This is a genomic window from Stenotrophomonas sp. 05N37, assembly GCF_056397365.1.
Genome location: NZ_JBFTNG010000002.1, coordinates 418,196 through 441,284 on the forward strand (window position 1 = coordinate 418,196; position 23,089 = coordinate 441,284).

A 23,089-nucleotide genomic window follows, 5' to 3' on the forward strand; every position below is an offset into this window, starting at 1 on the left:
CCGCGTGGTGCCAGTACAGGGGCACATCCAGCCAACGATTCGGTTCGGGCAGCACGATGCGCCCCGCCTGCCGTGCCCGTTTCAGCAAGCCCTCCGGGGCCAGGCACCCGCCCATCCCGCGTGCGGCCGCATCGAGGGACCAAGCGCGCCTGCAGGTCATCCTTGCGGTTGAACACGATCATCGGTGCCGTCGCGAGCGCTGCAGCGTCCATGCCCTGGGCAACGTGGTGCGCGGCGAACGAAGGGGACGCAATGGCGTGATGGCGCATGGCACGCCTGCACGGCGCTTGATACCGATCAGGGCGCCTTCCGTGGCGCAGCGCAGCCTTGGGCATCGGCTGCGGAGGCTGCTGTCGAGGCAGTGCAACGGCGCCACTGTCTGGACAGGCGCCAACGCGCGCGACGCTCCGCGCTGGTGGGCGCCACGCGCGGGCCGGGCGGCGGCCAGGGGGCGGCAGGCGTGGCGCGGGTCAGCGCGTCGGCGGGTTGCCGGCGATGGTGCGCGCGCCGGTGATGATCATGCGCAGCATCTGCGACAACTGCTCGATCAGCTCGGCGTCCTTCTCCTGCGGCTGGTCCACGGCGGTGGCGCCCATCGCGAACACCAACCGGGTGATCGCCTTGGACGCCAGCGCCGGTTCGTGCAGTACCGCGCCACCGTCGGCGGCGGCCAGGCGGATCAGGTCCAGGCGCAGTTCGTCTTCGAAGTAGTTCAGTTCGCGGTCCACGGCCTGCTTGAACGCGTCCGAGCCGGCGCTGCCTTCGCGCAGCAGCACGTGCAGCAGCTTGTGGTCGGCGCGTAGCTGCTCGAAGAAGGTTTCCACCGACAACCGGATCACGCTGCGCTCGGAGGAGGCCGCGCGCTGGCGCGCCTCGCCGATGATCGTGCGCAGGGAGCGCCCGGCCAGGTCGATCAGGGCCACGGTCAGCTCGTCCATGTCGCGGAACTGGCGGTAGAACGAATTGGGTGCGATGCCGGCCTCGCGCGCGACCTCGCGCAGGCTGAGCGTGGAGACGCTGCGGTGCGGGCCGATCAGGGCCAGCGCGGCGGCCAGCAGGTCGTCGCGCGAGATCGAGGCTTTGCGCGCCGGATGGGCATCGTCGGCGGCGGACAGGGGCAGGTCTGGGGAGGTCATCGGGCGCAGGGCGGTCAAGTCCCTGAATCATAGCCCGTCCATTCAATATACAACTGTATACACGCCTGTATGTGCGTGCGTATAGTGGTTCCATGAGCGCCAAACCCCGTCCGCCGTCCTCCCGCCGCAACCCCGTCTCGCCCCGCCACTGGGTGTCCGAAGAACTCTTCGACTTCTGGGCCGGGCGGCTGCATCCGTTGTGGACCCTGCGCCGGGCGCGGGCGCGGCTGGTCGCCCGCGAGCCGGCCAGCGCCGACGCCGTCACCCTGGTGCTGCGGCCGAACCGGCATTTCCGTGGCCTGCAGCCGGGCCAGCACATCACCCTAGGGGTGGACGTGGATGGCCGCCGCCTGTCGCGCAGCTACAGCCCGACCCCGCTGGCCGATGGCACGCTGGCGATCACGGTCAAGGCGATCGAAGGCGGCAAGGTCAGCCAGCAGCTGGCGCAGCGCGCCGTCGTCGGCGACACCTACGAACTGGGGCAGGCGTTCGGCGAGATGACCCTCGCTCCACGCGCCGGGCAGCGCTTGCTGCTGCTGGCCGCTGGCAGCGGGATCACCCCGATGCGTGCGCTGCTGCGCCAGCTCGATGCTGCCGGCATGCCGGCGCAGGTGGACCTGGTGTACTGGGCGCGGCGCCGCGAAGAGCTGTGTTTTGCCGAGGAACTGGCCGCGCTGTCCGCGCGCCACCCGAACCTGCGCGTGCAGCTGGCGTTGACCCGCGACCCATCGGCGCCGTCGCCGCGCGTGGATGCCTTCGCCTTCGACGCGCTGGGTGACCTGGCCAACGCGCAGGTGCTGGTCTGCGGCCCCGGTGGCTTCGTCGATGCGGCCCGTGCGCGCCTGCACGGACAGGTGGCCGCGCTGCAGTCCGAAGCCTTCACCCCGCCGGTGCTGCCCGATGCGGAGACCGGCACCGTGCAGGTGGAGCTGCGCCGCAGCGGCCGCACCCTGGCCCTGCCGCGCGGTACCTCGCTGCTGCAGGCGCTGGAGGCTGAAGGCCTGCGCCCGGCCAGCGGCTGCCGCATGGGCATCTGCAATACCTGCGTGTGCGGCAAGGCGTCGGGCGTCACCCGCCACACCCTGACCGGCGAGTACGCCGATGAACCAGCCACGCAAGTGAAGCTGTGCGTCAACAGCGCCAGCACCGACCTGATCCTGGAGCTGTGACGATGTCTTCCGTGCAAAACCGTGCGCTTTCCGCCGCCGACCTGCAGTCCTTCGGCGATGAACTCGACGCGCTGCGTGCGCGCCAGCTGGCCACGCTGGGCGAAGCCGACGCGCGCTACATCCGCCGCGTGGTGGCCGGCGTGCGCTGGACCGGCGTGGCCGGCCGCGCGCTGCTGTTCCTCGGCGCCTTCGTGCACAGCGTGCTGATTCCGGCGTGGATCGCCGGCGTGCTGCTGCTGGCAGTGTCCAAGATCCTGGAAAACATGGAGCTGGCGCACAACGTCATCCACGGCCAGTACGACTGGATGGGCGACCCGCAGCTGCAGGGCAGCACCTACGAGTGGGACATCGTCGGCACCGCCGACAACTGGCGCAAGACCCACAACTTCCGCCACCACACCTACACCAACGTGCGTGGCCTGGACGACGATATCGGCTATGGGCTGTTGCGGATCTTCCCCGAACAGCGCTGGCGCCCGTTCTACCTGACCCAGCCGGTGGTGGCGGTGGTGTTCGCGCTGCTGTTCGAATGGGGCATCGCCATCCAGGACCTGCGTTTGGGCCGCTGGTTCGCCGGCAAGATCACCTTCCGCCAGCTGCTGGCGCAGGCGCGCCCGGTCGGGCGCAAGATGGGCAGCCAGATGTTCAAGGACTACCTGCTGTTCCCCGCGCTGGCCGGCCCGTTCTTCCTGCCAGTGCTGCTGGGCAACGTGGTGGCCAACCTGATCCGCAACGTGTGGACCTACGTCATCATCTTCTGCGGCCACTTCACCGCCGATGCCGAGACCTTCCCCAAGGAATGCGTGCGCGATGAAAGCCGGGGCCACTGGTACCTGCGCCAGCTGCGTGGCTCGTCCAACCTGACCGGCGGCAAGCTGATGAACCTGATGTCGGGCAACCTCAGCCACCAGATCGAGCACCATTTCTACCCGGACGTGCCGGCCAACCGCTATGCGGCGATCGCGGTGGAAGTGAAGGCGATCTGCGCGCGCTACGGCCAGCACTACAACACCGGCTCGCTGCCCAAGCAGTTTGGCCAGGTGATGTGGCGGATCCTGCGCCACGCGTTTCCGAGCAAGCCCGGCCGCGCGGCCGCGCGCGCGGCAGCCACCGCCCAGCCGCAGGTGCAACAGGGCTGAGCGGCGGACGGTGGGCCTCAGTCTTCCAGGCCCATCGTTCCTTCAACCAGCGGCACCCGGCTGCCGTCGAGCAGGCCGCGGCTGAGCTTGCCGTCCTCGATGAACAGCAACTCGCCGTTTTCGCCGTTCTTGATGCTGCTGTCGATGGCGATGATGCGGTCGCCGTGGAAGCTGCTGACGTGTGGCATCGAGGTGTGGCCGACCACGATCCGCTTCAGCGCAAGCTGGCCGAGCAGCGCATCGACCTGGGCGGTATCCATCTGCCCGTCGAAATAGCCGCGGTACCAGATCGGGCTCGTCTTGCCGTCGAACAGGCGTGCGCTGTCCGGCGCGGCCTTGACCTGGTCGCGCGGCAGCCCGACCGAGGCCTGGTAGGTGGCATTGGTGCTATCCATGTCGCGCACCAGGTCCAGGTTGTCCGGCGCGATGCCGCCGTGCAGGAACAGGGTGTCGCCGATCTTCAGCAGCACCGGGCGGGTGCGCAGCCACTGGCCGATCACCGAATCGGCGCCGTACAGCGCCGGGTAGCTGCGGCCCAGCAGCTGCGCGCTCTTGAGGTACTTCGGGTTGACGTAGCGCAGGTCGTCGTAGAGCACCATCGTCTCGTGGTTGCCGAGCACGAAGTGCACCGCGCCGCCGGCCGCGTGGGCCTGCTGCTGCAGGCTGTACAGCAGCCAGAACGCTTCGGTGACCTGCGGGCCGCGGTCGAAGACATCGCCGGCCACCACCAGGGTGGCGTCGCCCAGCGACCACTGGTCCTGCGCATCGATCACATGGTGGGCGCGCAGCAGCGTGACCAGCAGGCCGTACTGGCCGTGGATGTCCGACACGGCGACGATGCGCGGCGTGGCCGGGTACTGCGCCACCTCGGCCGTGCGCGGCGCCAGCACGTGCAGCGGGTGCGGGTAGCCGCACTCGGGTAGCACCACGCTGGCGTCGTCGCGCGCCGGCAGCGTGCGGCGCACCACGTGGTCGTTGCAGACCCACTCGGCCTCGCGGCCCTTGGCGGTGAGGAACACATAGGGGCCATCGGCATCCACATGCTCGGCGGGTTGCGGTACCTCGCGGGCGGTGACGGAGGTGCACAGCAGCAGGGCGGACGGGAACAGCGCGCACGACAGGCGCAATGAACGGCGGAGCGGCATCGATGGAGTCCTTGGACAGCGGAGAACGGTGCAGGCCAACGCCCACGCGGTGATCCTACGCCGCCCATGCCGTGCCCGGGATGCGCCGTTGGTACTGCCGGATGTGCCGCAACAGGCGGCTCGCGCCCGAGACCGTCATGCCCACGCACGGGTGTCATGTCATGTCATTACAAAATGAACGCCGGCTCAAGTGTAATAGTCTCCGCGCGAGCGGCTGCTTACCCTGCGCGCATTGCCCTGGAGACACCGTTATGGGTCACGACCACGATCACCTGCCCAGCGAAATCCGCCACGAGAAGCCCCTGTGGTGGGCCCTCGGCCTGACCACCACGTTCCTGGTGGTGGAGGTGGTCGGTGCGTTCTGGACCAACAGCCTGGCGTTGCTGTCCGATGCGGCGCACATGGCCACCGACACCCTGGCGCTGATGATCGCGCTGGTAGCGGTGCGGCTGAGCCGACGCCCGCCCGATGCCAAGCGCACCTACGGTTACGCGCGGCTGGAAGCGCTCGGCGCGATGATCAATGGCGGCATGCTGTTCGTGGTGGCGGCCTACATCCTGTGGGAGGCGATCGCCCGCTTCCGCCAACCGCAGGAGATCGCGTCCACTGGCATGCTGGTGATCGCCGCGATCGGCCTGGGCATCAACCTCGTCTCCATGCGCCTGCTGCGCGCCGGCAGCGGTGAGAGCCTCAACGTGAAGGGCGCCTACCTGGAAGTGTGGGCCGACATGCTCGGCTCGGTCGCGGTGATCATCGGCGCGCTGCTGATCCGCTGGACCGGCTGGAAGCCGATCGATCCTATCCTGGCCGTGCTGATCGGCCTGTGGGTGCTGCCGCGCACCTGGGTGCTGATGCGCGAGGCGATCAACGTGCTGCTGGAAGGCGTGCCCAAGGGCATGGACGTGCATGCCGTGCGCCAGACCCTGTGCGCACAGCCGGGCGTGGTGGATGTGCATGACCTGCACGTCTGGGCGCTGGCGTCCAGCACGCCCGCACTGACCGCGCACGTGGTGATGGCCGACGGCATCGACGCCGATGCGCTGCGGCGCGTGCTGGGCACGGCGCTGCATGAGGCGTTCGATATCGACCACGTGACCCTGCAGATCGAGGCGGACCACTGCGGCGACAGCTGCAGCGTGGGCAGCCCGAAGGCGGGCGATGCGCATGCCGGTCATGACCACGGCGACCACGCCCACGGCCACGCCGACCACGCGCATGCCGCAACAGACGGCCGCCGCACCGGGCCCGACGCGCAGGGCCACCACGGCCATCCGCATCCCTGAACCGGGCCGGGCGCGGGTCAGGGCAGGCTTGCCGCTACAATGCGGGTCTGCCTTGCCATCTGTCGGAGATACTGCAGTGACCCGGAAACTCGTACTGTTGCGCCACGGCCAGAGCCAGTGGAACCTGGACAACCGCTTCACCGGTTGGGTGGACGTGGAACTGACCGAACAGGGACGCCGCGAGGCCGCCGCCGCCGGCCGCCTGATGCGCGAGGAAGGGCTGCAGTTCGATGTGGCGCATACCTCGGTGCTCAAGCGCGCCATCCATACCCTGCAGGGTGCATTGGCCGAGCTGGACCAGGACTGGCTGCCGGTGAGCAAGAGCTGGCGCTTGAACGAGCGCCACTACGGCGGCCTGCAGGGCCTGGACAAGGCCGAGACCGCCGCCAAGCACGGCGAGGACCAGGTCAAGATCTGGCGCCGTTCCTACGACATCCCGCCGCCGGCGATGGACATCGAAGACCCGGGCCATCCGATCCACGACCGCCGCTACGCCGGCCTGGACCGCAATGCGCTGCCGGGCACCGAGTCGCTGGCCACCACGCTGGACCGCGTGCTGCCGTACTGGTTCGACGCGATCGCCCCGCAGCTGAAGGACGGCAAGACGGTGCTGGTGACCGCGCACGGCAATTCGCTGCGCGCGCTGTACAAGTACCTCAACAACGTCTCGCAGGACGCCATCCTGGAGCTCAACATCCCGACCGGCATTCCGTTGCTGTTCGAATTGAACGATGACCTGAGCGTGCAGTCGTTCCGTTACCTCGGCGACCCGGAAGCCGCCCGCAAGGCCGCCGAGGCCGTGGCGAACCAGGGAAAGGCCAAGTAATCCGAACGTTCGGGTAGAGCCACCCCATGGGTGGCTGCCCGCAATGCCGGATACCGCAGCCACGCATGGCGTGGCTCTACCGTCAGGCCGGATACCGCGCAGCCACGTATGGCGTGGGCCCACGAGGGTGCGCCACGTAGAGCCACCCCATGGGTGGCTGTCGCGATGCCGGATACCGCAGCCACGCATGGCGTGGCTCTACACGTTAGGCCGGATACCGCGCAGCCACGTATGGCGTGGCTCTACCGTTAGGCCGGATACCGTCAGGCACGCATGGCGTGGCGGGGTGACCTTTGGCCGGTCCCCCGCCGCCGCGCGCGCGCTACGCTGCCTGATTGCCCGTGATCCGGGCGATGCATCCATCTGTAGCCGGAGAGTCGAATGAAGTTTTCCAAGCTGGTCCCGCTGGGCCTGACCGTCGCCATCGCCGCCTCGCTGGCGTCCTGCGGCAAGACCGATCCCGCGCCCGCCGCGACCGCCGACACGGCCAAGCCGGCCTTCGACATGTCGCAGATCAAGACCCCGCCGATCTCGCTCAACAGCGCCGACCTGGATCCGTCGATCGCCGCGTGCACGGACCTCAACGGTTTCGTCAACAGCAAGTGGCTCACCGCCAACCCGGTGCCCAACGACCAGACTACCTGGGGCAGCTTCGAGATCCTGCGCGAGCGCTCGCTCGAAGTGCAGCACGCGCTGGTGCAGCAGGCCGCCGCCAGCCAGGCCAAGGCCGGCTCGGTGGAAGCCAAGATCGGCGACATCTGGAAGACCGGTTCGGACGAAGCCAAAATCGAAGCTGCCGGCATCACCCCGCTGCAGCCGCAGCTGGACACGATCGCCGCCCTCAACGACACCGCCGCCATCACCCGGTACCTGCGCGACAGCCAGGCGCAGGGCCAGGGCGTGCTGTTCTCGCTGTTCGCCAATGCCGATTACAAGGACTCGGCCAACGTCATCGCCTATGTCGGCCAGGGCGGCCTGGGCCTGCCGGAGAAGGGCTATTACGTCGACGATGCGCAGGCCAAGATCCGCGATGCCTACGTCGCGTACATCGCCCAGGTGCTGACCCTGTCCGGCGTCGACGCCGCGCAGGCCAAGACCCAGGCCAAGGCCGTGATGGACTTCGAAACGCGCCTGGCCAAGGCCTCGATGTCGCGCATCGAGATGCGTGACCCGGCCAAGCGCTACAACCCGGTCAGCGCCGTTGAAGCCGACACGCTCACCCCGAACTTCAGCTGGACCGCGCTGTTCGACACCCTCAAGGTGCCGGCCGCGCAGAAGTTCTCGCTGGCCCAGCCGGCGTTCTTCACCGAAGTGGACAAGATGCTCGCCGATGTACCGGCCAGCACCTGGCAGGCCTACCTGCGCTTCCACACCATCGATGACGCCGCGCCATACCTGAGCAGCGCGTTCGAGAAGGCCAACTTCGACTTCTACAGCACCACCCTGCGTGGCCAGAAGGAAATGCAGCCGCGCTGGAAGCGCGTGCTGGAGTCGGTCAATGGCGCGATCGGCGAAGGCCTGGGCCAGATGTACGTCAACGCGGTGTTCCCGGCCGAGTCCAAGGTGCAGATGCAGCACCTGGTGGAGAACCTCTCGGCGGCGCTGAAGGCACGCCTGGAGAAGCTCGAATGGATGGGCGAGGACACGCGCAAGAAGGCGCTGGAGAAGTGGGCCAGCTTCACCCCGAAGATCGGCTACCCGGACAAGTGGCGCGACTGGTCGGGCTTTGAAACCAACGCCGACAGCTACCTGGGCAACATGCAGGCCGCGCGCGCGTTCAACTACCGCTACATGTTGAACAAGATCGGCAAGCCGGTGGACAAGACCGAGTGGGGCATGACCCCCCAGACGGTCAACGCCTACTACAACGCCACCAAGAACGAGATCGTGTTCCCGGCGGCGATCCTGCAGGCGCCGTTCTTCGACGCCAAGGCCGATCCGGCGCTGAACTACGGCGGCATCGGCGCGGTGATCGGTCATGAAATGATGCACGGCTACGATGACTCGGGCAGCCAGTTCGCGGCCAACGGCAACTTCGACAACTGGTGGACCGACAGCGACCGCAAGGCCTTCACCGGCCGCACCGACCAGCTGGTGGCGCAGTTCGACGGCTACGAGTCGCTGCCGGGCGTGAACGTGAAGGGCAAGCTGACCCTGGGCGAGAATATCGGCGACCTGGGGGGCCTGACCGTGGCGTACGACGCGCTGCAGATGGCGCTGAAGGAAGACCCGAAGGCCAACGTGGCCGTCGATGGCCACAGCCAGGACCAGCGCTTCTTCATGAACTGGGCCACCGTGTGGCGCCGCAACTTCAACGAAGGCGAGCTGCGCGTGCGCCTGAACACCGACCCGCACGCCCCGGCCAACTTCCGTGCCAACGGCGCGCCGTCGAACATGCCGGCGTATGCCAAGGCATTCGAGTGCAAGGCCGGCGATGCGATGGTGCGTGCCGACGACAAGCGTGTCGTGATCTGGTGATCGCAGCGCGTTGAGTGGAACGAAACGCCACCCAACGCCGTACTGCACGTTCAGCCAAGCGCCGCGATCCCCATCGGGATCGCGGCGTTTTTTGTCTGGGTCTGGCGATTTCCAAATGCGGACGGGCGTGTCAGATCTACGGCCCGCCAGATCTGCAAGGAAGGAGCGTACCCGCCACTATGCGCGGTTCAAATTCACCTCGAACACTTCGCCATCTTCAATGTAGAGCTGAACGGCAGCGTCCGACGCCAGACGAATGTCCAGCACCCAGACTTGCGGAGCGCCGGCCAGCGCCTCGCAGAGGTCTGCCGTGACCATCTCTGCCGGTCCACCCGTCAACGTCTCTCGAAGTTCATCCAGCGCGTTCGTTGACGCCATTCCCGATGGCACATCCATATGCAATACGTGCCAACGTTCATCGGATCGAACGTTGCACGTTAGTGCATCACTTACGTCGTTCCCCGTGATTGGGAACCCCCATATTCTCTGTGTCATTCCTTTCAACCTCCGTTGAGCGGTCGTACCGATCCACGTGAAGGCGTACGTCCTGTAGCCCTCGGTTGATGGGGAGTATTACATAGCCGCGAAAGGGCTTCAGGGGCGGCCAACAATGGCTGGCCGCGCATCCGCGGCCATTGACGCCCTCCTGTTCGCGAGCGCGTCGATCGCCTGTTGCTATGCACGGCGACCGGGCGCAGGCCACGGGAAATCCGTCGCGTGCGTGCGGCCGGACCGTGGGCGTCAGGCCAACGCCGGTTCGCGTCGCTGCAGGTCCTGGAAGGCGCCCAGCAGGTAGGGATCGACCAGGCCGCCGGCGGCGTCATCGAGGATGCGCATGGCACGCGCGGGGTCCATCGCATCGCGGTAGGGGCGGTCGCTGGTCATGGCATCCCATGCGTCGACGATGGTCAGGATGCGTGCGCCGAGTGGAATCGCGTCGCCACGCAGGCCATCGGGATAACCGCTGCCGTCGAAGGCTTCATGATGCGCGCGGATCAGGCGGGCCACGTCGACGGCATCGCCGCGTCCGGTGGCCAGGAAGATGCGTTCGCCGTGTTCGGGGTGCTGGCGCATGATCGCCTGCGCGGCGTCGTCGTGGCCGCCGCTGCTGAGCAGCACCTCGTCGGGGATGCCGATCTTGCCGATGTCGTGGAAGCAGGCCGCCAGTCCGATGCGGGTGCACTGCGCTGGATCGAGGCCGCAGTAGCGGGCCAGCGCGGTGGCCAGCAGGCCCACGCGGTCGCAGTGGAGGCGGGTATAGGCATCGCGCAACTGCAGCGAAAGCGACAGTGCGTCAATGGAGCAGGCCAGCGCGTGGCTGGCGCCGAATGGGGAAGAATCGGTCACGTGACGTTCTTGCAGCGCCCCCGGCTGCGGTGCGGCCGGGGGCGGTGGGATCAATGCCGTTGCAGCTGGATGCCGTGCTTCTTGGCGTAGGCGTCCTGCGCCGCGTCAAGGGCCTGCATTTCGCCATCGATGCGATTGCCCACGGCCTGCAGCTTCTCGGCCAGCGGCATGATCTGGGCCTTGTCGTAGCCGTCCGGCAGCGCGGCGATCTCCAGCAGGATGCCGAACATTTCATCCGCGCTCTGCACGTAGGTACGCAGCTTCTGGTGCACGTCCTTGGCGTCCTCGTCCGGTGGCATCTGGTCGATCATCGCCAGGTGCTGCCGGGTCTCTGCGCGCGCGCCTTCCAGCCCGGACTTGAACGTGGCGAGGCCCTTGCCTTCGCCCAGCGCCTTCTGCAGCTGCTCGCCGCGCGGACCGATGGTCCACTGCTGCACGGTCATGGTGGTGCCATTCCACAGCGCGACGTTTTCGGTCAGGTACTCGCTGGCGGTCATGCCGCTGCCGTTGCCACTACAGGCGCTGAGCAGGGCCAGGCCGGCGGCCAACAGCAGGGTTTGGAATCGTTTCAAAGCAACACTCCTTGTCGCGGGCTGTAAGTGCATACGCGGCCCCGGCCCGCAGCAGCGGAGGCGCGTCGAGGGATCAATGGGGGGGGCGATCAGCCTGGGGTGAGGGTCAGCAGCAGTGCCTTGGCCGCACTGAAGCGGTCTTCGGGCAGCGGCAGCGGGTGCTTGATGCGCAGCTTGTCCGGGCCGTCCATGCTGTACAGCTTGGGCTGCTTCTGGATCATCTGGATGACCGCCATCGGATCGATGGCCGGCTTGGCCTCGAACACGATGCGCCCACCGTTCTCGCCCAGCTCCAGCTTGCGCACGCCCAGCGTGTTGGCCTGCAGCTTGAGCTCGGCGATGGCGAACAGGTGCTTGGCCGGATCCGGCAGCAGGCCGAAACGGTCGATCATTTCCACCTGCAGCTCGCGCAGTTCATCGGTGTCGCGCGCGCTGCTGATGCGCTTGTACAGGGTCAGGCGGGTATGCACGTCGGGCAGGTAGTCGTCCGGGATCAAGGCCGGCACATGCAGTTCCACTTCGGCGCCGCGCGCTTCTTCGCCGGCATCCAGGTCGGGCAGCTTGCCCAGCCGGATGCTGCGTACCGCGCGTTCGAGCAGCTCGGTGTACAGGCTGAAGCCGACCTCGGCCATCTGCCCGCTCTGGTCTTCGCCGAGCAGTTCGCCGGCGCCGCGGATTTCCAGGTCGTGGGTGGCCAGGGTAAAGCCGGCACCCAGTTCGTCCATCGAGGCGATCGCATCCAGCCGCTTCTCCGCGTCCGGGGTCATCGCGCGCTTGTCCGGCACCACCAGGTAGGCATAGGCACGGTGGTGCGAACGACCCACGCGGCCACGCAGCTGGTGCAGCTGGGCCAGGCCGAAGCGGTCGGCGCGGTTGATGATGATGGTGTTGGCGTTGGGGATGTCGATGCCCGATTCGATGATCGTGGTGGACAGCAGCACGTTGTAGCGCTGCTTCTGGAAGTCCAGCATCACCCGCTCCAGCTCGCGCTCGGGCATCTGCCCGTGGGCGATGCCGATGCGCGCCTCGGGTACCAGCTCGGCCAGGTCGCGCTGCATGCGCCCGATACTTTCCACGTCGTTGTGCAGGAAGTACAGCTGGCCACCACGCGCCAGTTCGCGCTGGAATGCTTCGCGCAGCAGCGCGTTGTCCCAGGCGGTGATGAAGGTCTGCACGGCCAGCCGGTTCGGCGGCGGGGTGGCGATGATCGACAGGTCGCGCAGGCCGGCCATGGCCATGTTCAACGTGCGCGGGATCGGGGTGGCGGTCAGGGTCAGCAGGTGCACGTTGGCGCGCATCGCCTTCAGCGCTTCCTTCTGGCGCACGCCGAAGCGCTGTTCCTCGTCCACCACCACCAGGCCGAGGTCCTTGAACTTCACGTCCGGCTGCAGCAGGCGATGGGTGCCGATGATCACGTCGATGGTGCCCTCGGCGACCTTCTCCAGCTCGGCCTTGATCTCCTTGGTGCTCTTGAAGCGCGACAGCACCTCCACCCGCAACGGCCAATCGGCGAAGCGGTCGCGGAAGTTGCGGTAGTGCTGTTCGGCCAGCAGCGTGGTCGGCACCAGCACGGCGACCTGCTTGCCGGCGCTGGCGGCAGCGAACGCGGCACGTACCGCCACCTCGGTCTTGCCGAAGCCGACGTCGCCGCAGACCACGCGGTCCATCGGCTGGCTGCTGGCAAGGTCGCGCAGGGTGGCATCGATCGCGGCGAGCTGGTCCGGGGTTTCCTCGAACGGGAAGCCGGCCGCGAACGGTTCGTACATCGAGCGGTCCACGTGCAGTGCCAGTCCGGCACGCGCGCGGCGGCGGGCCTGGATTTCCAGCAGTTCGGCGGCCACGTCGCGGACCTTCTCGGCCGCCTTGCGCTTGGCCTTGGTCCACTGCTCGCCGCCGAGCGAGTGCAGCGGCGCGGTCTCGGCCGAGGCGCCGGAGTAACGGCTGATCAGGTGCAGCTGCGCGACCGGCACGTACAGGCGGTCGCCCTTGGCGTATTCGATCTCCAGGAATTCGCCCGGCATGCCGCCGGCATCGAGCACGATCAGCCCGCGGTAGCGGCCCACGCCGTGGTCTTCATGGACGATCGGCGCGCCTTCGGTCAGCTCGCCCAGGTCACGGATAATCGCTTCGGGCTCGCGCCCGACCCGGCGGCTGCGGCGGGTAGTGCCGGCGCGCTCGGGGAACAACTGGCGCTCGGTGAGCACCGCGATCTGCGGTGCATCCAGCGCGAAGCCGTCTTCCAACGGCGCCACGGTGATCGCAAACCGGGTGCCGGCGTCGGCCAGGAACGCCGGCAGGTCGCCCAGCACCGGCGGTTTCAGTTCGGCGGCCTGCAGCACCTCCAGCAGCGCCTCGCGGCGCCCCGGCGAATCGGCGGCGATCAGCACCCGGCCCGGGTAATGGCCGAGGAAGGATTTCAGCGCTTCGCCGGCGGGGGCATCGCGCGCGGCCACCGGCAGCGGCGGCAACGGCTGGTCGCCCAGCGGCTGCGCGTCCTCGATGCGCGGATGGTCGGCGGCCCAGATGTCGATGCGCGGCAGTGCATTGAGCTTGGCGTTCAAGCCCTCCGGGCTGAGGTACAGCTCCGACGGTGCCAGCAGCGGACGCTCCACGTCGTGGCGGCGCTGCTCGTAACGGTTGCCGGTCTGTGCCCAGAACGCAGCGGCCGCCTCGCCCACACCGACCCCGATCAGCGGCAGCACGTTCGGCTGCAGGTAGTCGAACAGCGTGGCGGTCTGGTCGAAGAACAACGGCAGGTAGTACTCCACGCCCGCCGGTGCCAGCCCGGCCTTGAGGTCCTGGTACAGCGCGCTGCGCCGGGTATCCACGTCGAAACGCTCGCGCAGGGTGGCCAGCACCCGCGACACGGCCAGGTCGTCCAGCGGCACTTCGCGGCCCGGCAGCATCCGCACCGCGTCGACCTTGTCGAGCGAGCGCTGGCTTTCCGGGTCGAACGCACGGATCGAATCGATGTCCTCGTCGAGCAGCTCGATCCGCAGCGGCGCCTCGGCGCCCATCGGGAACACGTCGAGCAGGCCGCCACGCACCGCGAAATCGCCCGGGTCCATCACCTGCGGCACGTTGCGGTAGGCGGCCGCTTCCAGCCGGCGCTTCTCCGCGTCCAGGTCCAGGCGCTGGCCGACCTTCAGGTCGAAGCTGCCGCCGATGATGTATTTGAGCGGGGCCAGCTGCTGCAGCAACGTCTGCACCGGCACCACCACGATGCCGCGGGTGAGCGAGGGCAGCTGGTGCAACGCGGCCAGGCGCTGGGAAATGATGTCCGGGTGCGGGCTGAAGGCGTCGTAGGGCAGGGTTTCCCAATCCGGGAACACCACCACCGGCAGGTCCGAGTCGCCGCCCAGCAGGGTGCGCAGATCCGCCTCGATCTGGTTGGCCCCGTGGTTGTCGCGTGCAATGAAAAGCAGCGGCCCGTCATGGACCTCGGCGGCACGGGCGACATACCACGCCAGCGCAGTGGCCGAAGCGGGAGTGCGCCACCAGGCGCGGAGCTGACCGGGACGTGGCAGCGGCGGTGCGGGATAGGAGGTGCGTGACATGAACCGCCGATTTTAGCAGACGGCGCGGTCACGACCGTGTCAGCCCGGCGGGGTGCCGGTCGGCCCGCGCACCACGCCGCTGATCGTGGCCTGTCTGGTGGCACAGCCCCCTTGAGCCAAGGAGGCTGGCCGACAGGCGCGGGGATGTGGGTGCCGGTGAGCCGCGGCCCGCAGTCTGCGCAGCAGACCGTGGGGCTGTGCGCGACTACGCGCTGCATCGCCGGCCAACGGCCGGCGCGACCTCAACTGTCGAGTTCGAGCACCATGCGCACCAACCCGGGCGTGCCCTGCGGATGCGGTACCGGCTTGAAGCCCAGCGAGGCAGCCAGCTGCTTCATCGGCTCGTTCTCTTCGGCGACATCGCCGTACAGGCGGTCCAGGTACTTGCCGCGCGCCCATTTGACCAGCTTGCGCATCAACTGGCGGCCCAGGCCCTGGCCGACCAGGAAGCGGCTGACCAGGATGGCGTACTCCGCTTCGCGGGTGCCCTGGATGATCGACGCGCGTGCGACCGCCCCGACCACGGCTTCACCGGCGGGCAGGGACTCGGCCGCGACCAGGGTGATCTCGCTCTTGGGATTGGGATGGGTCAGGCGCTGGGTGGTTTCCGGCGACAGTTCGGTTACCGACTGCAGGAAACGGTCGCGGATCTCCTCCGGCCCGAACAGGCTGAAGGCCGCGTGCAGCGGTGCCCCGTCTTCGGGGCGGATCGGGCGGATCAGCAGCTCGTGGCCACTGGGTGCCTTGAAAATCTCGTGCCAGGGCGGCATGCGGTTACGGGTAGCCATACCGGTGATTCCTAGGTGGTCTTCGGATTCTCGCATCCCCGGGGGGCGGTTCCGTGAACGGAACGCTCACGCCGTTCAGGGGCGCGAAAGGGCGCTCATTCGGCCTGCTTGAGCCACTGCAGGCGGGTGCTGGCACCGGCTTCGCCCAGGAACTGCTTCAGCGCCGGCATCGCCGGTGCCAGGACCTGGTCGAACTGCCACGGCGGATTGAGCAGCAGCATGCCGCTGCCATTGAGCCGCAGCGGTGAATCGTCCGGACGGATCAGCAGCTCGGCGGTCATTACCGACTTCACCGGCAGGGCACAGGCCTTGCGCAGGAAGTGCAGGATGGTGCGGCGTTGCTTGATCGGGAACCAGATCGCGAAGCTGGCCTGCGGCCAGCGCCCCAGGATCTCGGTCACCGAGGCCAGGATGGCCTGGTACTCGGCGTCCTGGCCTTCGTAGGGCGGGTCGATCAGGACCAGCCCGCGGCCGATCTTCACGCCGTTGGCCTTGGGCGGCAGCAGGGCCCTGTTCTGGGCATAGCAGTCGGCGTGGTAGACCGCCACGCGGCTGTCATGGGCAAACAGGGCCTTCAGCGAGGCCGCCTCGTCGTCCTGGACCTCGCAGACCGCCATGCGGTCCTGCTCGCGCAGGGTCTGGGCGGTCAGCAGCGGCGAGCCGGGGTAGCTGATCATCGCCCCGACCGGGTTGTCGGCCTGGACCGCCTTGAGATAGCGCTCGATCACCGCCGGCAGCGCCGGCTGGGCCATCAGCCGCATTACCCCGTCCTCGGCCTCCAGGGTCTTGCGGCTTTCCTCGCTGGCCAGCAGGTAGCGGCCCGCGCCGCCGTGGGTGTCCAGCACGAAGAACGGGCTGTCCTTGCGCTTGAAGGTGTCGAGCAGGGCAAGCTGCACGATGTGCTTGAGCACATCGGCATGGTTGCCGGCATGGAAGGCGTGGCGGTAATTCATCGGCGCAGTGTACGGGGCGGCGGGCCCAGCGGCTATGCTGCGCGCATGAACCGCCCCCTGCACAACGTCCTGGTCGTCGAGGACGAAACCGCCATCGCCGACACCGTGCTGTACGCCCTGCGCAGCGAGGGCTATGGCGCCCAGCACTGCCTGCTCGGTGGCGGTGCGCTGGATGCCCTGCGCCAGCAGGCCTTCGACGTAGTGGTGCTGGACGTGGGCCTGCCGGACATGAGCGGGTTCGAGGTGTGTCGCAGCCTGCGCACCTTCAGCGAGGTGCCGGTGATCTTCCTGACCGCGCGCAACGACGAGTTCGACCGCGTGTTGGGCCTGGAGCTGGGCGCGGACGATTACATGGCCAAGCCGTTCTCGCCACGCGAGCTGGTGGCCCGGGTGCGCGCGCGCCTGCGTCGCAGCAGTGCCCCGGCCGATCAGGGCGGCTGGCAGCAGCACGGGCGCTTTGCGATCGATCGCGAAGGGCGCCGCATCCGCTTTGCCGAGCAACCGCTCGAGCTGACCCGTTACGAATATGCGCTGATGGCCGCCCTGCTGCAGCGGCCCGGGGCGATCCTCAGCCGTGCCCAGTTGATGGACCGCGGCTGGGACACCGACGCCGACAGCGCCGACCGCACTGTCGATACCCACGTCAAGACGCTGCGCGCCAAGCTGCGTGCCGCCGGGGCCGACCCCGACCCGATCCGCACCCATCGCGGCCTCGGTTACGCGCTGGAGGGCTGAGCGATGCGGCTCGGCCTCAAGCTGTTCCTCGGCTTCTTCCTGATCGTGGGCATCGCCGCGTTCTTCGTGATGCGTATCTTCGTCAACGAAGTGAAGCCCGGCGTGCGCCAGGCAATGGAGTCGACCCTGGTCGATGCGGCCAACGTACTGGCCGAGATGGCCGCCGCCGACGTCAAGGCCGGCACGATCCGCAACGGTACCTTCGTGGCCAATCTGGCCCGTGCGCAGCGCCGCGACCCCAAGGCGATGGTGTGGCGTTTCCCCAAACGCACGCTCGACTACCAGGTGACCATCACCGATGCCAAGGGCATCGTGATCTACGACTCCACCGGGAAGGGCATCGGCCGCGACAACTCGCGCTGGAACGATGTCTACCGCACCCTGCGTGGCGAGTATGGCGCCCGTTCCAGCCCGGAAGTCCCCGGTGACGACACCCATTCGGTAATGCACGTGGCCGCGCCGATCCACGACCCGGCCGATGCCAGGCGCCTGATCGGCGTGCTCAGCCTGGCCCAGCCCAACCGCAGCATCGATCCGTTCATTGCCGCCAGCCAGCGCGCCATCATGAAGCGCGGGGCGTGGTTGATCGGCCTGTCGGCGCTGATCGGGCTGCTGATGACCGGTTGGCTGATGCACGGGGTCAACCGGCTCAACCGCTATGCCAAGGCCGTCAGCGCCGGCGAGCCGGTGCCGCCGCCGAAACCGCGCCGCGACGAGATCGGCGACCTCGGCCAGGCGCTGGAGACGATGCGGCGCAAGCTGGAAGGCAAGGCCTACGTCGAGCAGTACGTGCAGTCGCTGACCCACGAGATGAAAAGCCCGCTGGCCGCCATCCGCGGCGCTGCCGAGCTGCTGCAGGAACCGCTGCCCGATGCTGATCGCGTGCACTTCGCACGCAGCATCCAGGGCCAGGAGCAGCGCCTCACCGAAACCATCGACAAGCTGCTGGCGCTGGCCGAGGTGGAGCAGCACGGCTGGCTGCAGAAGCGCGAGCCGATCGACCTGGGGGTGCTGTTGCGCAGCGCCGCCGATGCGGTGGCGCTGCGCGCGCAGGGCGCCGAGGTGCAACTGCAGGTGGAGGTGCCCGACGGCCTGGTGATCCAGGGCGATGGCTACCTGCTGCGCCAGGCAGTGAACAACCTGCTGGAGAACGCACTGGCGTTCTCAGGGGCCGCCTCCAGCGTGCAGCTCAGCGCCGCGCGCGATGGCGACGGCGTGGTGCTGCGCGTGGCCGACCGTGGCAGCGGCGTGCCCGACTACGCGCTGGAGCGGGTGTTCGAACGTTTCTATTCGCTGGCGCGCCCGGCCACCGGCCTGCGCAGTTCCGGGCTGGGGCTGTCGTTCGTGCAGGAAGTGGCGCGGTTGCATGGTGGGCGCACGCAGTTGCGCAACCGCGAAGGCGGCGGCGCCATCGCTTCGCTGTGGCTGCCGTGGCGCGGCCCGGCTGCGCCGATCCGGCGCTGAGCCTTGGCGGGGCGCGCACTTCACACAGACTTCAAACTCAGCACAAACCCCGCACACCGCCACCGCCGAAGCTGGCCCCCTCCCAACCGAGGACGGGCCATGAAATCCCTGAAGATGCTGTTGCGGTTCGCCATTGTCGGCGGGCTGATCCTGTTGCTGCTGATTCCCCTGATGATGATCAAGGGCGTGATCAGCGAGCGCCAGTCCTACCGTGACGAGGCGTACCTGCGCGTGTCGCAGAGCCGCGCGGGCGCGCAGACGCTGACCGGCCCGGTGCGCGTGGTGCCGTGGACCGAGACGCGCGAGGTGGAAGTGGTGGACGCGGCCGGCAACACGACCAAGGGCGTGCAGACCGAGCAGGGCCACTGGCTGCAGATGCCGTCCAGGCTGCAGGTGGACGGGCGCATGCAGCCGGACGAGCGCCGCATCGGCCTGTTCCGGGTGCCGGTGTACAGCTGGACCGCGAAGATCAGCGCCGAGTTTGCTGACGACGATTACCCGATCAAGCAAGGCCGCGTGTACGGCACGCCGTACCTGGCCGTGGGCATCGCCGACGTGCGCGGCCTGGTCGGTTCGCCCCGGCTGCAGGTCGATGGCACGGCACTGACCCTGCAGCCGGGCATCGGCGACGTTACCGGGATGGGCAAGGGCCTGCATGTGCCGTTGCGCGGCTTCGACGACAGTGCCGGCGGCGTGCTCAAGGGCAGCAAGGTGGAGCTGGGCCTGGTGCTGGATGGCACCCGTTCGCTGGCCGTGGTGCCGGTGGGCGACGACAGCCGCATCGCCATCCAGTCGCCGTGGCCGCATCCGTCGTTTGGTGGCAGCTTCCTGCCCAACCAGCGCACGGTCGGCGAGCAGGGCTTCGAGGCGCAGTGGGCGGTGTCGTCGCTGGCATCGCAGGCGCAGCGCCAGCTGCGCGAGAACACCGACGTCGATCCGGAAACGGTCAGCGTCGAGCTGGTCAACCCGGTGGACATCTACACCCAGGCCGATCGCGCCAGCAAGTACGGCATCCTGTTCATCCTGCTTACGTTCGTGGGTTTCATCCTGTTCGAGCTGATCAAGCGCCTGCGCATCCATCCGCTGCAGTACCTGATGGTGGGCCTGGCGCTGGCGATCTTCTTCCTGCTGCTGCTCAGCCTGTCCGAGCACATTCCGTTCTGGCTGGCCTACGTGGCCTCGGCCGTGGCGTGCATCGGGGTGCAGGCGGTGTACCTGTCCGGGGTATTGAAGAGCTGGGCACGCGGGCTGGGGTTTGCCGGCATGCTCACCGTGCTGTACGGCGCGCTGTACGGCCTGCTGATTTCGGAGAACAACGCGCTGCTGATGGGCTCGTTGCTGCTGTTCGGCGTGCTGGCCACGGCGATGTGGATCACCCGCAGGATCGACTGGTACGAAGTCGGCGCCAGCCTCAAGTAAGGAGCACGACATGAGCTGGCGCCAGGGGTTGCGGCAACGGGCGGGGCAGGGCATTCCCGCGCTGCTGGAAGTGGATGCGCTGCTGCAGGCCAGTGGCGTGCTGGCGGCCTTGCCGGGGGCGCGTATCGCCCCCGGCCTGGTCCGCTTCAAGCTCGCCGAGCGCACCTGCGACGGCGTGCAGCGGCAGGGGTTGGCCTGGTTGAGCGGTGCGCGGCAGGGACGCGGCGCGGTGGCTGGCCGGGTGCCGCGTTACCGTGCATGGCAGGCCGGCAGCGCGGCGTTGCGTGAGATCGGCATCGCCGGCTTGCCTGCCGATTGGCCGGCGCATGCGGCGGTGTTCGGTTGCACCAGCGTGGACCGCCGGCACTGGCTGCTGCTGTTGCCCGCACAGGCACAGCTGTGGCTGGGCTGGAACGGTTGAGCGGCGTCGCACGCCCATGACCGATGGGACGGGGGCGCGGCGCGCCGGCTGGCTAGACTCGAGGGCTTGAACAAGCCAAGCCGAAGGGCCGGGGTGGAATGTGCTGAAGTGGGGCGTGCTGGCGGTAGCGCTGGCGATGGGTGGCAATGCAATGGCGCAGCAGCGCGAGACGGTGGACCTGGACATGGTCGGCCGCATTCGGCAGGAAGCGTTCCACCGCTCGCAGGTGATGGCCACCTTCAGCCACCTCACCGAACGGATCGGGCCACGCCTGACCAACTCCCCGGCCATGGCCGAGGCCAATCGCTGGAGTCGCGGCAAGTTCACCGAGTGGGGCCTGGTCAACGTGCACGACGAGGCGTTCGACGCATTCGGTCGCGGCTGGGAGTTCAGCAACGCCGGCGTGGAGATGCTCGGCCCGCGCGTGGCACCGCTGTACGCGCTGCCCAAGGCGTGGACGCCGGGCACCAACGGCACCGTCGAAGGCGAAGTGGTCAAGGTCGACATCAAGAAGATCGCCGACCTGGCGCAGTACAAGGGCACGCTGACCGGCAAGATCCTGTTGCTCAACGATGCACGCGATTACGCGCGTGCCAGCCAGTCCGATTCGCATCGCCATGATGATGCCGGCCTGGCCGAGCTGCAGGTGTTCGCGGTGCCCAAGGACGTGGCCGACGCCAAGGCGGACCGCGCGAAAAAGGCCAAGGAGTACCTGGAGAAGCAGGAACTGACGCGTGCCACCAACGCCTTCTTCGCCGAGCAGGGCGTGCTGGCCACGATCAGCATCAGTGGCTGGGACAACGGCATCATCCGCGTCGGCGGCGGCGGTTCGCGCAAGGCGGGCGAGCCGGTCGGCGTGCCCGAACTGGCGATGATGGCCGAGCATTACAACCCGCTGGTGCGTGCGGTCGAGCAGAAGCAGCCGGTCAAACTGCGGGTCAACGTGGAAGCCCGCTTCACCGATGCGCAGGACCAGCCCGGCTACAACACGCTGGCCGAGATCCGCGGCAGCAGCAAGGCCGACGAAATCGTCATGCTCGGCGCGCACATGGATTCCTGGCACACCGGCACCGGGGCGGCCGACAACGCCGCCGGCGTAGCGGTGATGATGGAGGCCATGCGTATTCTCAAGGCCGTGGGGGCCAAGCCGAAGCGCACCATCCGCGTGGCGCTGTGGAGTGGCGAAGAACAGGGTCTGGTGGGCTCGCAGGACCATGTGGCCAGGCACTTCGCGCGCTACCCCGAACCGACCGATCCCGCGCAGAAGCAGCTGCCGGCCTCGATGCGCGAGCCGACCGGCGCGCTGCAGCGCCAGCGCGATTACGACAAATTCTCGGTGTACTTCAACATGGACAACGGCTCGGGTCGTTTCCGGGGCATCTACGCCCAGGAGAACCTGGCCGCGGTGCCGATCTTCGAGGCGTGGCTGGCGCCGTTCCATGACGTGGGCGCGACCACCGTGGCCACCCGCAACACCGGCAGCACCGACCACATCGCCTTCGACCGGGTTGGCCTGCCGGGCTTCCAGTTCATCCAGGATCGGCTGGACTACTTCACCAACGTGCACCACAGCAACCTGGACACCTGGGACCACGCCGAGCCGGAGGACCTCAAGCAGGCCGCGGCGATCGTGGCCTCGTTCGTGTACAACGCGGCGATGCGCGATGAGAAGATGCCGCGCAAGGCGCTGCTGGCGCCCTGAGCGCCGTCAGCGCGTCTGCACCGAATAGCCGCGGAGGCTCGGGTCCACCGAGATGACCGCGCGGTACAGCGCCGCGCCGCCCGCGGTGCCGCCGCTGCGTTGCCGGCGCACGGCGGCGGTGTAGATGGGCGGCTGCCCGGCGACGGTATCGGTCAGCGCGCCGGTCATCGCCTCCGCTTCGTCGGGCATCAGGGTGATGCCCAGCAGGCACAGCTGCGGCGAACAGTCGAACGCCTGCAGCTGGGAGCTGGTGGTGGCCTGGCGCAGGCGCAGCTTCAGCGCGTCCAGGTGTTCCTGGCGGCGGTGCTGCGCCGTCGCGTCGGTCGCGTAGCGTCGTTGCCAGTCGGCCACCTGGGCGTCCCACAGGTCCGGATCGTCGAGCAGGGCATCCATCGCCTCGGACCTGACGTGGCCGTCCTGGACCAGCGCGGGGGCGGCCAGCGCGGTACGCGCGCCGGCCACCGGCGCGGTGGCAGCTGCGGTGGCCACGGGGGCCGCCCTGCCACCGGCCGCCGTGTCGCGATCAGCCTGCCATTCGCCCGGTGGCGCAACGGCCTTGTCGGTAGCGACCGCATTCTGCGGTGTCACATCGTGGCAGCCGGCCAGCAGCAGCGCGGTCATGACGAGGGAAAAACGGGTACGGGATAGCGGCAAGGGGCACTCCTTGTGCATAGGTAGGTCAACTCGTATCGGGCGGTCGTACTGGGCCCTCAGCGGACATCGCAGGATGCGGGGCGCCGTGCCGGCCTCGGCCCGGCCTTGCCTCCTGCTATCCGGCACGCGGCGGAGGGGGCAACCCGAAGGGCACCGTGGCCAGGCACGACAGGGACGCAGGGCGCATCAGGGGCATGGCCTGGCTCGGCGAGGAAGGTTCCGGCATGAAACCACCCGCACAGCCGCCGTAACAGTCGGATTTTTCTGATTTAGGCAGTGCAGGGCCCGGGCGGGTAAAATT

Annotated in this window: 19 protein-coding genes; 10 read left to right on the plus strand and 9 right to left on the minus strand. The window is 68.2% G+C overall.

The features are described 5' to 3' along the window. Positions 1-470: 470 nt before the first annotated feature. Positions 471-1,136 (minus strand): HTH-type transcriptional repressor FabR, encoded by a 666-nt coding sequence (gene fabR, locus AC1DGC_RS08505; RefSeq protein ID WP_228886691.1) that lies wholly within the window; start codon positions 1,134-1,136, stop codon positions 471-473. Positions 1,137-1,228: 92 nt separating this feature from the next. Between fabR and AC1DGC_RS08510 the strand changes: the two genes are divergently transcribed. Further along, on the plus strand, positions 1,229-2,305 hold the full coding sequence (locus AC1DGC_RS08510; protein ID WP_449336015.1) for a ferredoxin reductase: 1,077 nt from the start codon (positions 1,229-1,231) through the stop codon (positions 2,303-2,305). Between the two features lie 2 nt (positions 2,306-2,307). Beyond that, positions 2,308-3,444, plus strand: a complete 1,137-nt coding sequence (locus AC1DGC_RS08515; RefSeq protein WP_259203950.1) for a fatty acid desaturase family protein — start codon at positions 2,308-2,310, stop codon at positions 3,442-3,444. 17 nt (positions 3,445-3,461) lie between these two features. Here AC1DGC_RS08515 and AC1DGC_RS08520 read toward each other — a convergent pair whose 3' ends face one another. Further along, positions 3,462-4,589, minus strand: coding sequence for a metallophosphoesterase (locus AC1DGC_RS08520; protein WP_478047662.1), 1,128 nt, complete (start codon positions 4,587-4,589; stop codon positions 3,462-3,464). 251 nt (positions 4,590-4,840) lie between these two features. Between AC1DGC_RS08520 and AC1DGC_RS08525 the strand changes: the two genes are divergently transcribed. The 3 genes from AC1DGC_RS08525 to AC1DGC_RS08535 all read left to right on the plus strand — a co-directional run bounded on the left by AC1DGC_RS08525 (position 4,841) and on the right by AC1DGC_RS08535 (position 9,176). Beyond that, positions 4,841-5,872 carry a cation diffusion facilitator family transporter gene (locus AC1DGC_RS08525; RefSeq protein ID WP_478047663.1) on the plus strand — a complete coding sequence of 344 codons (1,032 nt, stop codon included), beginning with the start codon at positions 4,841-4,843 and terminating at the stop codon, positions 5,870-5,872. A 76-nt stretch (positions 5,873-5,948) separates the two neighbouring features. Further along, complete coding sequence (gene gpmA, locus AC1DGC_RS08530) at positions 5,949-6,698, plus strand: 2,3-diphosphoglycerate-dependent phosphoglycerate mutase (protein ID WP_259203954.1); 750 nt, start codon at positions 5,949-5,951, stop codon at positions 6,696-6,698. A 381-nt stretch (positions 6,699-7,079) separates the two neighbouring features. Then, entirely contained in the window at positions 7,080-9,176 is a 2,097-nt protein-coding gene (locus tag AC1DGC_RS08535) for a M13 family metallopeptidase (RefSeq protein ID WP_394161401.1), read from the plus strand. Positions 9,177-9,353: 177 nt separating this feature from the next. Here the strand turns inward: AC1DGC_RS08535 and AC1DGC_RS08540 are convergent, their stop codons facing one another. The 6 genes from AC1DGC_RS08540 to AC1DGC_RS08565 all read right to left on the minus strand — a co-directional run bounded on the left by AC1DGC_RS08540 (position 9,354) and on the right by AC1DGC_RS08565 (position 16,393). After that, positions 9,354-9,554: a hypothetical protein gene (locus tag AC1DGC_RS08540; RefSeq protein ID WP_259203956.1), complete on the minus strand. Its 201-nt coding sequence runs from the start codon at positions 9,552-9,554 to the stop codon at positions 9,354-9,356. Between the two features lie 363 nt (positions 9,555-9,917). Beyond that, positions 9,918-10,523, minus strand: coding sequence for an HD-GYP domain-containing protein (locus AC1DGC_RS08545; RefSeq protein WP_394161399.1), 606 nt, complete (start codon positions 10,521-10,523; stop codon positions 9,918-9,920). A 50-nt stretch (positions 10,524-10,573) separates the two neighbouring features. After that, the gene (locus AC1DGC_RS08550) at positions 10,574-11,095 is read right to left on the minus strand and encodes a hypothetical protein (RefSeq protein ID WP_259203958.1); all 522 of its coding nucleotides are present in this window, start codon (positions 11,093-11,095) and stop codon (positions 10,574-10,576) included. Between the two features lie 89 nt (positions 11,096-11,184). Continuing rightward, complete coding sequence (mfd, locus tag AC1DGC_RS08555; RefSeq protein ID WP_394161396.1) at positions 11,185-14,652, minus strand: transcription-repair coupling factor; 3,468 nt, start codon at positions 14,650-14,652, stop codon at positions 11,185-11,187. A gap of 242 nt (positions 14,653-14,894) precedes the next feature. Continuing rightward, entirely contained in the window at positions 14,895-15,440 is a 546-nt protein-coding gene (locus AC1DGC_RS08560; RefSeq protein ID WP_038689569.1) for a GNAT family N-acetyltransferase, read from the minus strand. A 95-nt stretch (positions 15,441-15,535) separates the two neighbouring features. Next, positions 15,536-16,393 (minus strand): 23S rRNA (adenine(2030)-N(6))-methyltransferase RlmJ, encoded by an 858-nt coding sequence (locus tag AC1DGC_RS08565; protein WP_478047664.1) that lies wholly within the window; start codon positions 16,391-16,393, stop codon positions 15,536-15,538. Positions 16,394-16,438: 45 nt separating this feature from the next. Here AC1DGC_RS08565 and creB point away from each other — a divergent pair, with 45 nt between their 5' ends. The 5 genes from creB (at position 16,439) to AC1DGC_RS08590 (ending at position 22,134) form a co-directional block, all read left to right on the plus strand. After that, positions 16,439-17,128, plus strand: a complete 690-nt coding sequence (creB, locus tag AC1DGC_RS08570; protein WP_259203963.1) for a two-component system response regulator CreB — start codon at positions 16,439-16,441, stop codon at positions 17,126-17,128. A 3-nt stretch (positions 17,129-17,131) separates the two neighbouring features. Next, complete coding sequence (gene creC, locus AC1DGC_RS08575; RefSeq protein ID WP_394161391.1) at positions 17,132-18,592, plus strand: two-component system sensor histidine kinase CreC; 1,461 nt, start codon at positions 17,132-17,134, stop codon at positions 18,590-18,592. A gap of 99 nt (positions 18,593-18,691) precedes the next feature. Next, positions 18,692-20,011 (plus strand): cell envelope integrity protein CreD, encoded by a 1,320-nt coding sequence (creD, locus tag AC1DGC_RS08580; RefSeq protein WP_259203965.1) that lies wholly within the window; start codon positions 18,692-18,694, stop codon positions 20,009-20,011. A gap of 10 nt (positions 20,012-20,021) precedes the next feature. Continuing rightward, positions 20,022-20,432 carry a hypothetical protein gene (locus tag AC1DGC_RS08585; RefSeq protein WP_394161387.1) on the plus strand — a complete coding sequence of 137 codons (411 nt, stop codon included), beginning with the start codon at positions 20,022-20,024 and terminating at the stop codon, positions 20,430-20,432. Between the two features lie 100 nt (positions 20,433-20,532). Further along, complete coding sequence (locus AC1DGC_RS08590; protein ID WP_478047665.1) at positions 20,533-22,134, plus strand: M20/M25/M40 family metallo-hydrolase; 1,602 nt, start codon at positions 20,533-20,535, stop codon at positions 22,132-22,134. A 6-nt stretch (positions 22,135-22,140) separates the two neighbouring features. Here the strand turns inward: AC1DGC_RS08590 and AC1DGC_RS08595 are convergent, their stop codons facing one another. Next, positions 22,141-22,788 carry a hypothetical protein gene (locus AC1DGC_RS08595; RefSeq protein ID WP_394161383.1) on the minus strand — a complete coding sequence of 216 codons (648 nt, stop codon included), beginning with the start codon at positions 22,786-22,788 and terminating at the stop codon, positions 22,141-22,143. Positions 22,789-23,089: the final 301 nt, after the last annotated feature.

Excerpts from the sequence above, each read along its gene's own strand:
- AC1DGC_RS08515 (WP_259203950.1), top strand. The coding sequence starts at position 2,308 with ATGTCTTCCGTGCAAAACCGTGCGCTTTCCGCCGCCGACCTGCAGTCC.
- AC1DGC_RS08565 (WP_478047664.1), bottom strand. The coding sequence starts at position 16,393 with ATGAATTACCGCCACGCCTTCCATGCCGGCAACCATGCCGATGTGCTC.
- AC1DGC_RS08510 (WP_449336015.1), top strand. The coding sequence starts at position 1,229 with ATGAGCGCCAAACCCCGTCCGCCGTCCTCCCGCCGCAACCCCGTCTCG.
- fabR (WP_228886691.1), bottom strand. The coding sequence starts at position 1,136 with ATGACCTCCCCAGACCTGCCCCTGTCCGCCGCCGACGATGCCCATCCG.
- AC1DGC_RS08535 (WP_394161401.1), top strand. The coding sequence starts at position 7,080 with ATGAAGTTTTCCAAGCTGGTCCCGCTGGGCCTGACCGTCGCCATCGCC.
- mfd (WP_394161396.1), bottom strand. The coding sequence starts at position 14,652 with ATGTCACGCACCTCCTATCCCGCACCGCCGCTGCCACGTCCCGGTCAG.
- AC1DGC_RS08525 (WP_478047663.1), top strand. The coding sequence starts at position 4,841 with ATGGGTCACGACCACGATCACCTGCCCAGCGAAATCCGCCACGAGAAG.
- AC1DGC_RS08520 (WP_478047662.1), bottom strand. The coding sequence starts at position 4,589 with ATGCCGCTCCGCCGTTCATTGCGCCTGTCGTGCGCGCTGTTCCCGTCC.
- creD (WP_259203965.1), top strand. The coding sequence starts at position 18,692 with ATGAAATCCCTGAAGATGCTGTTGCGGTTCGCCATTGTCGGCGGGCTG.
- AC1DGC_RS08540 (WP_259203956.1), bottom strand. The coding sequence starts at position 9,554 with ATGGCGTCAACGAACGCGCTGGATGAACTTCGAGAGACGTTGACGGGT.
- AC1DGC_RS08585 (WP_394161387.1), top strand. The coding sequence starts at position 20,022 with ATGAGCTGGCGCCAGGGGTTGCGGCAACGGGCGGGGCAGGGCATTCCC.
- creB (WP_259203963.1), top strand. The coding sequence starts at position 16,439 with ATGAACCGCCCCCTGCACAACGTCCTGGTCGTCGAGGACGAAACCGCC.
- creC (WP_394161391.1), top strand. The coding sequence starts at position 17,132 with ATGCGGCTCGGCCTCAAGCTGTTCCTCGGCTTCTTCCTGATCGTGGGC.
- AC1DGC_RS08560 (WP_038689569.1), bottom strand. The coding sequence starts at position 15,440 with ATGGCTACCCGTAACCGCATGCCGCCCTGGCACGAGATTTTCAAGGCA.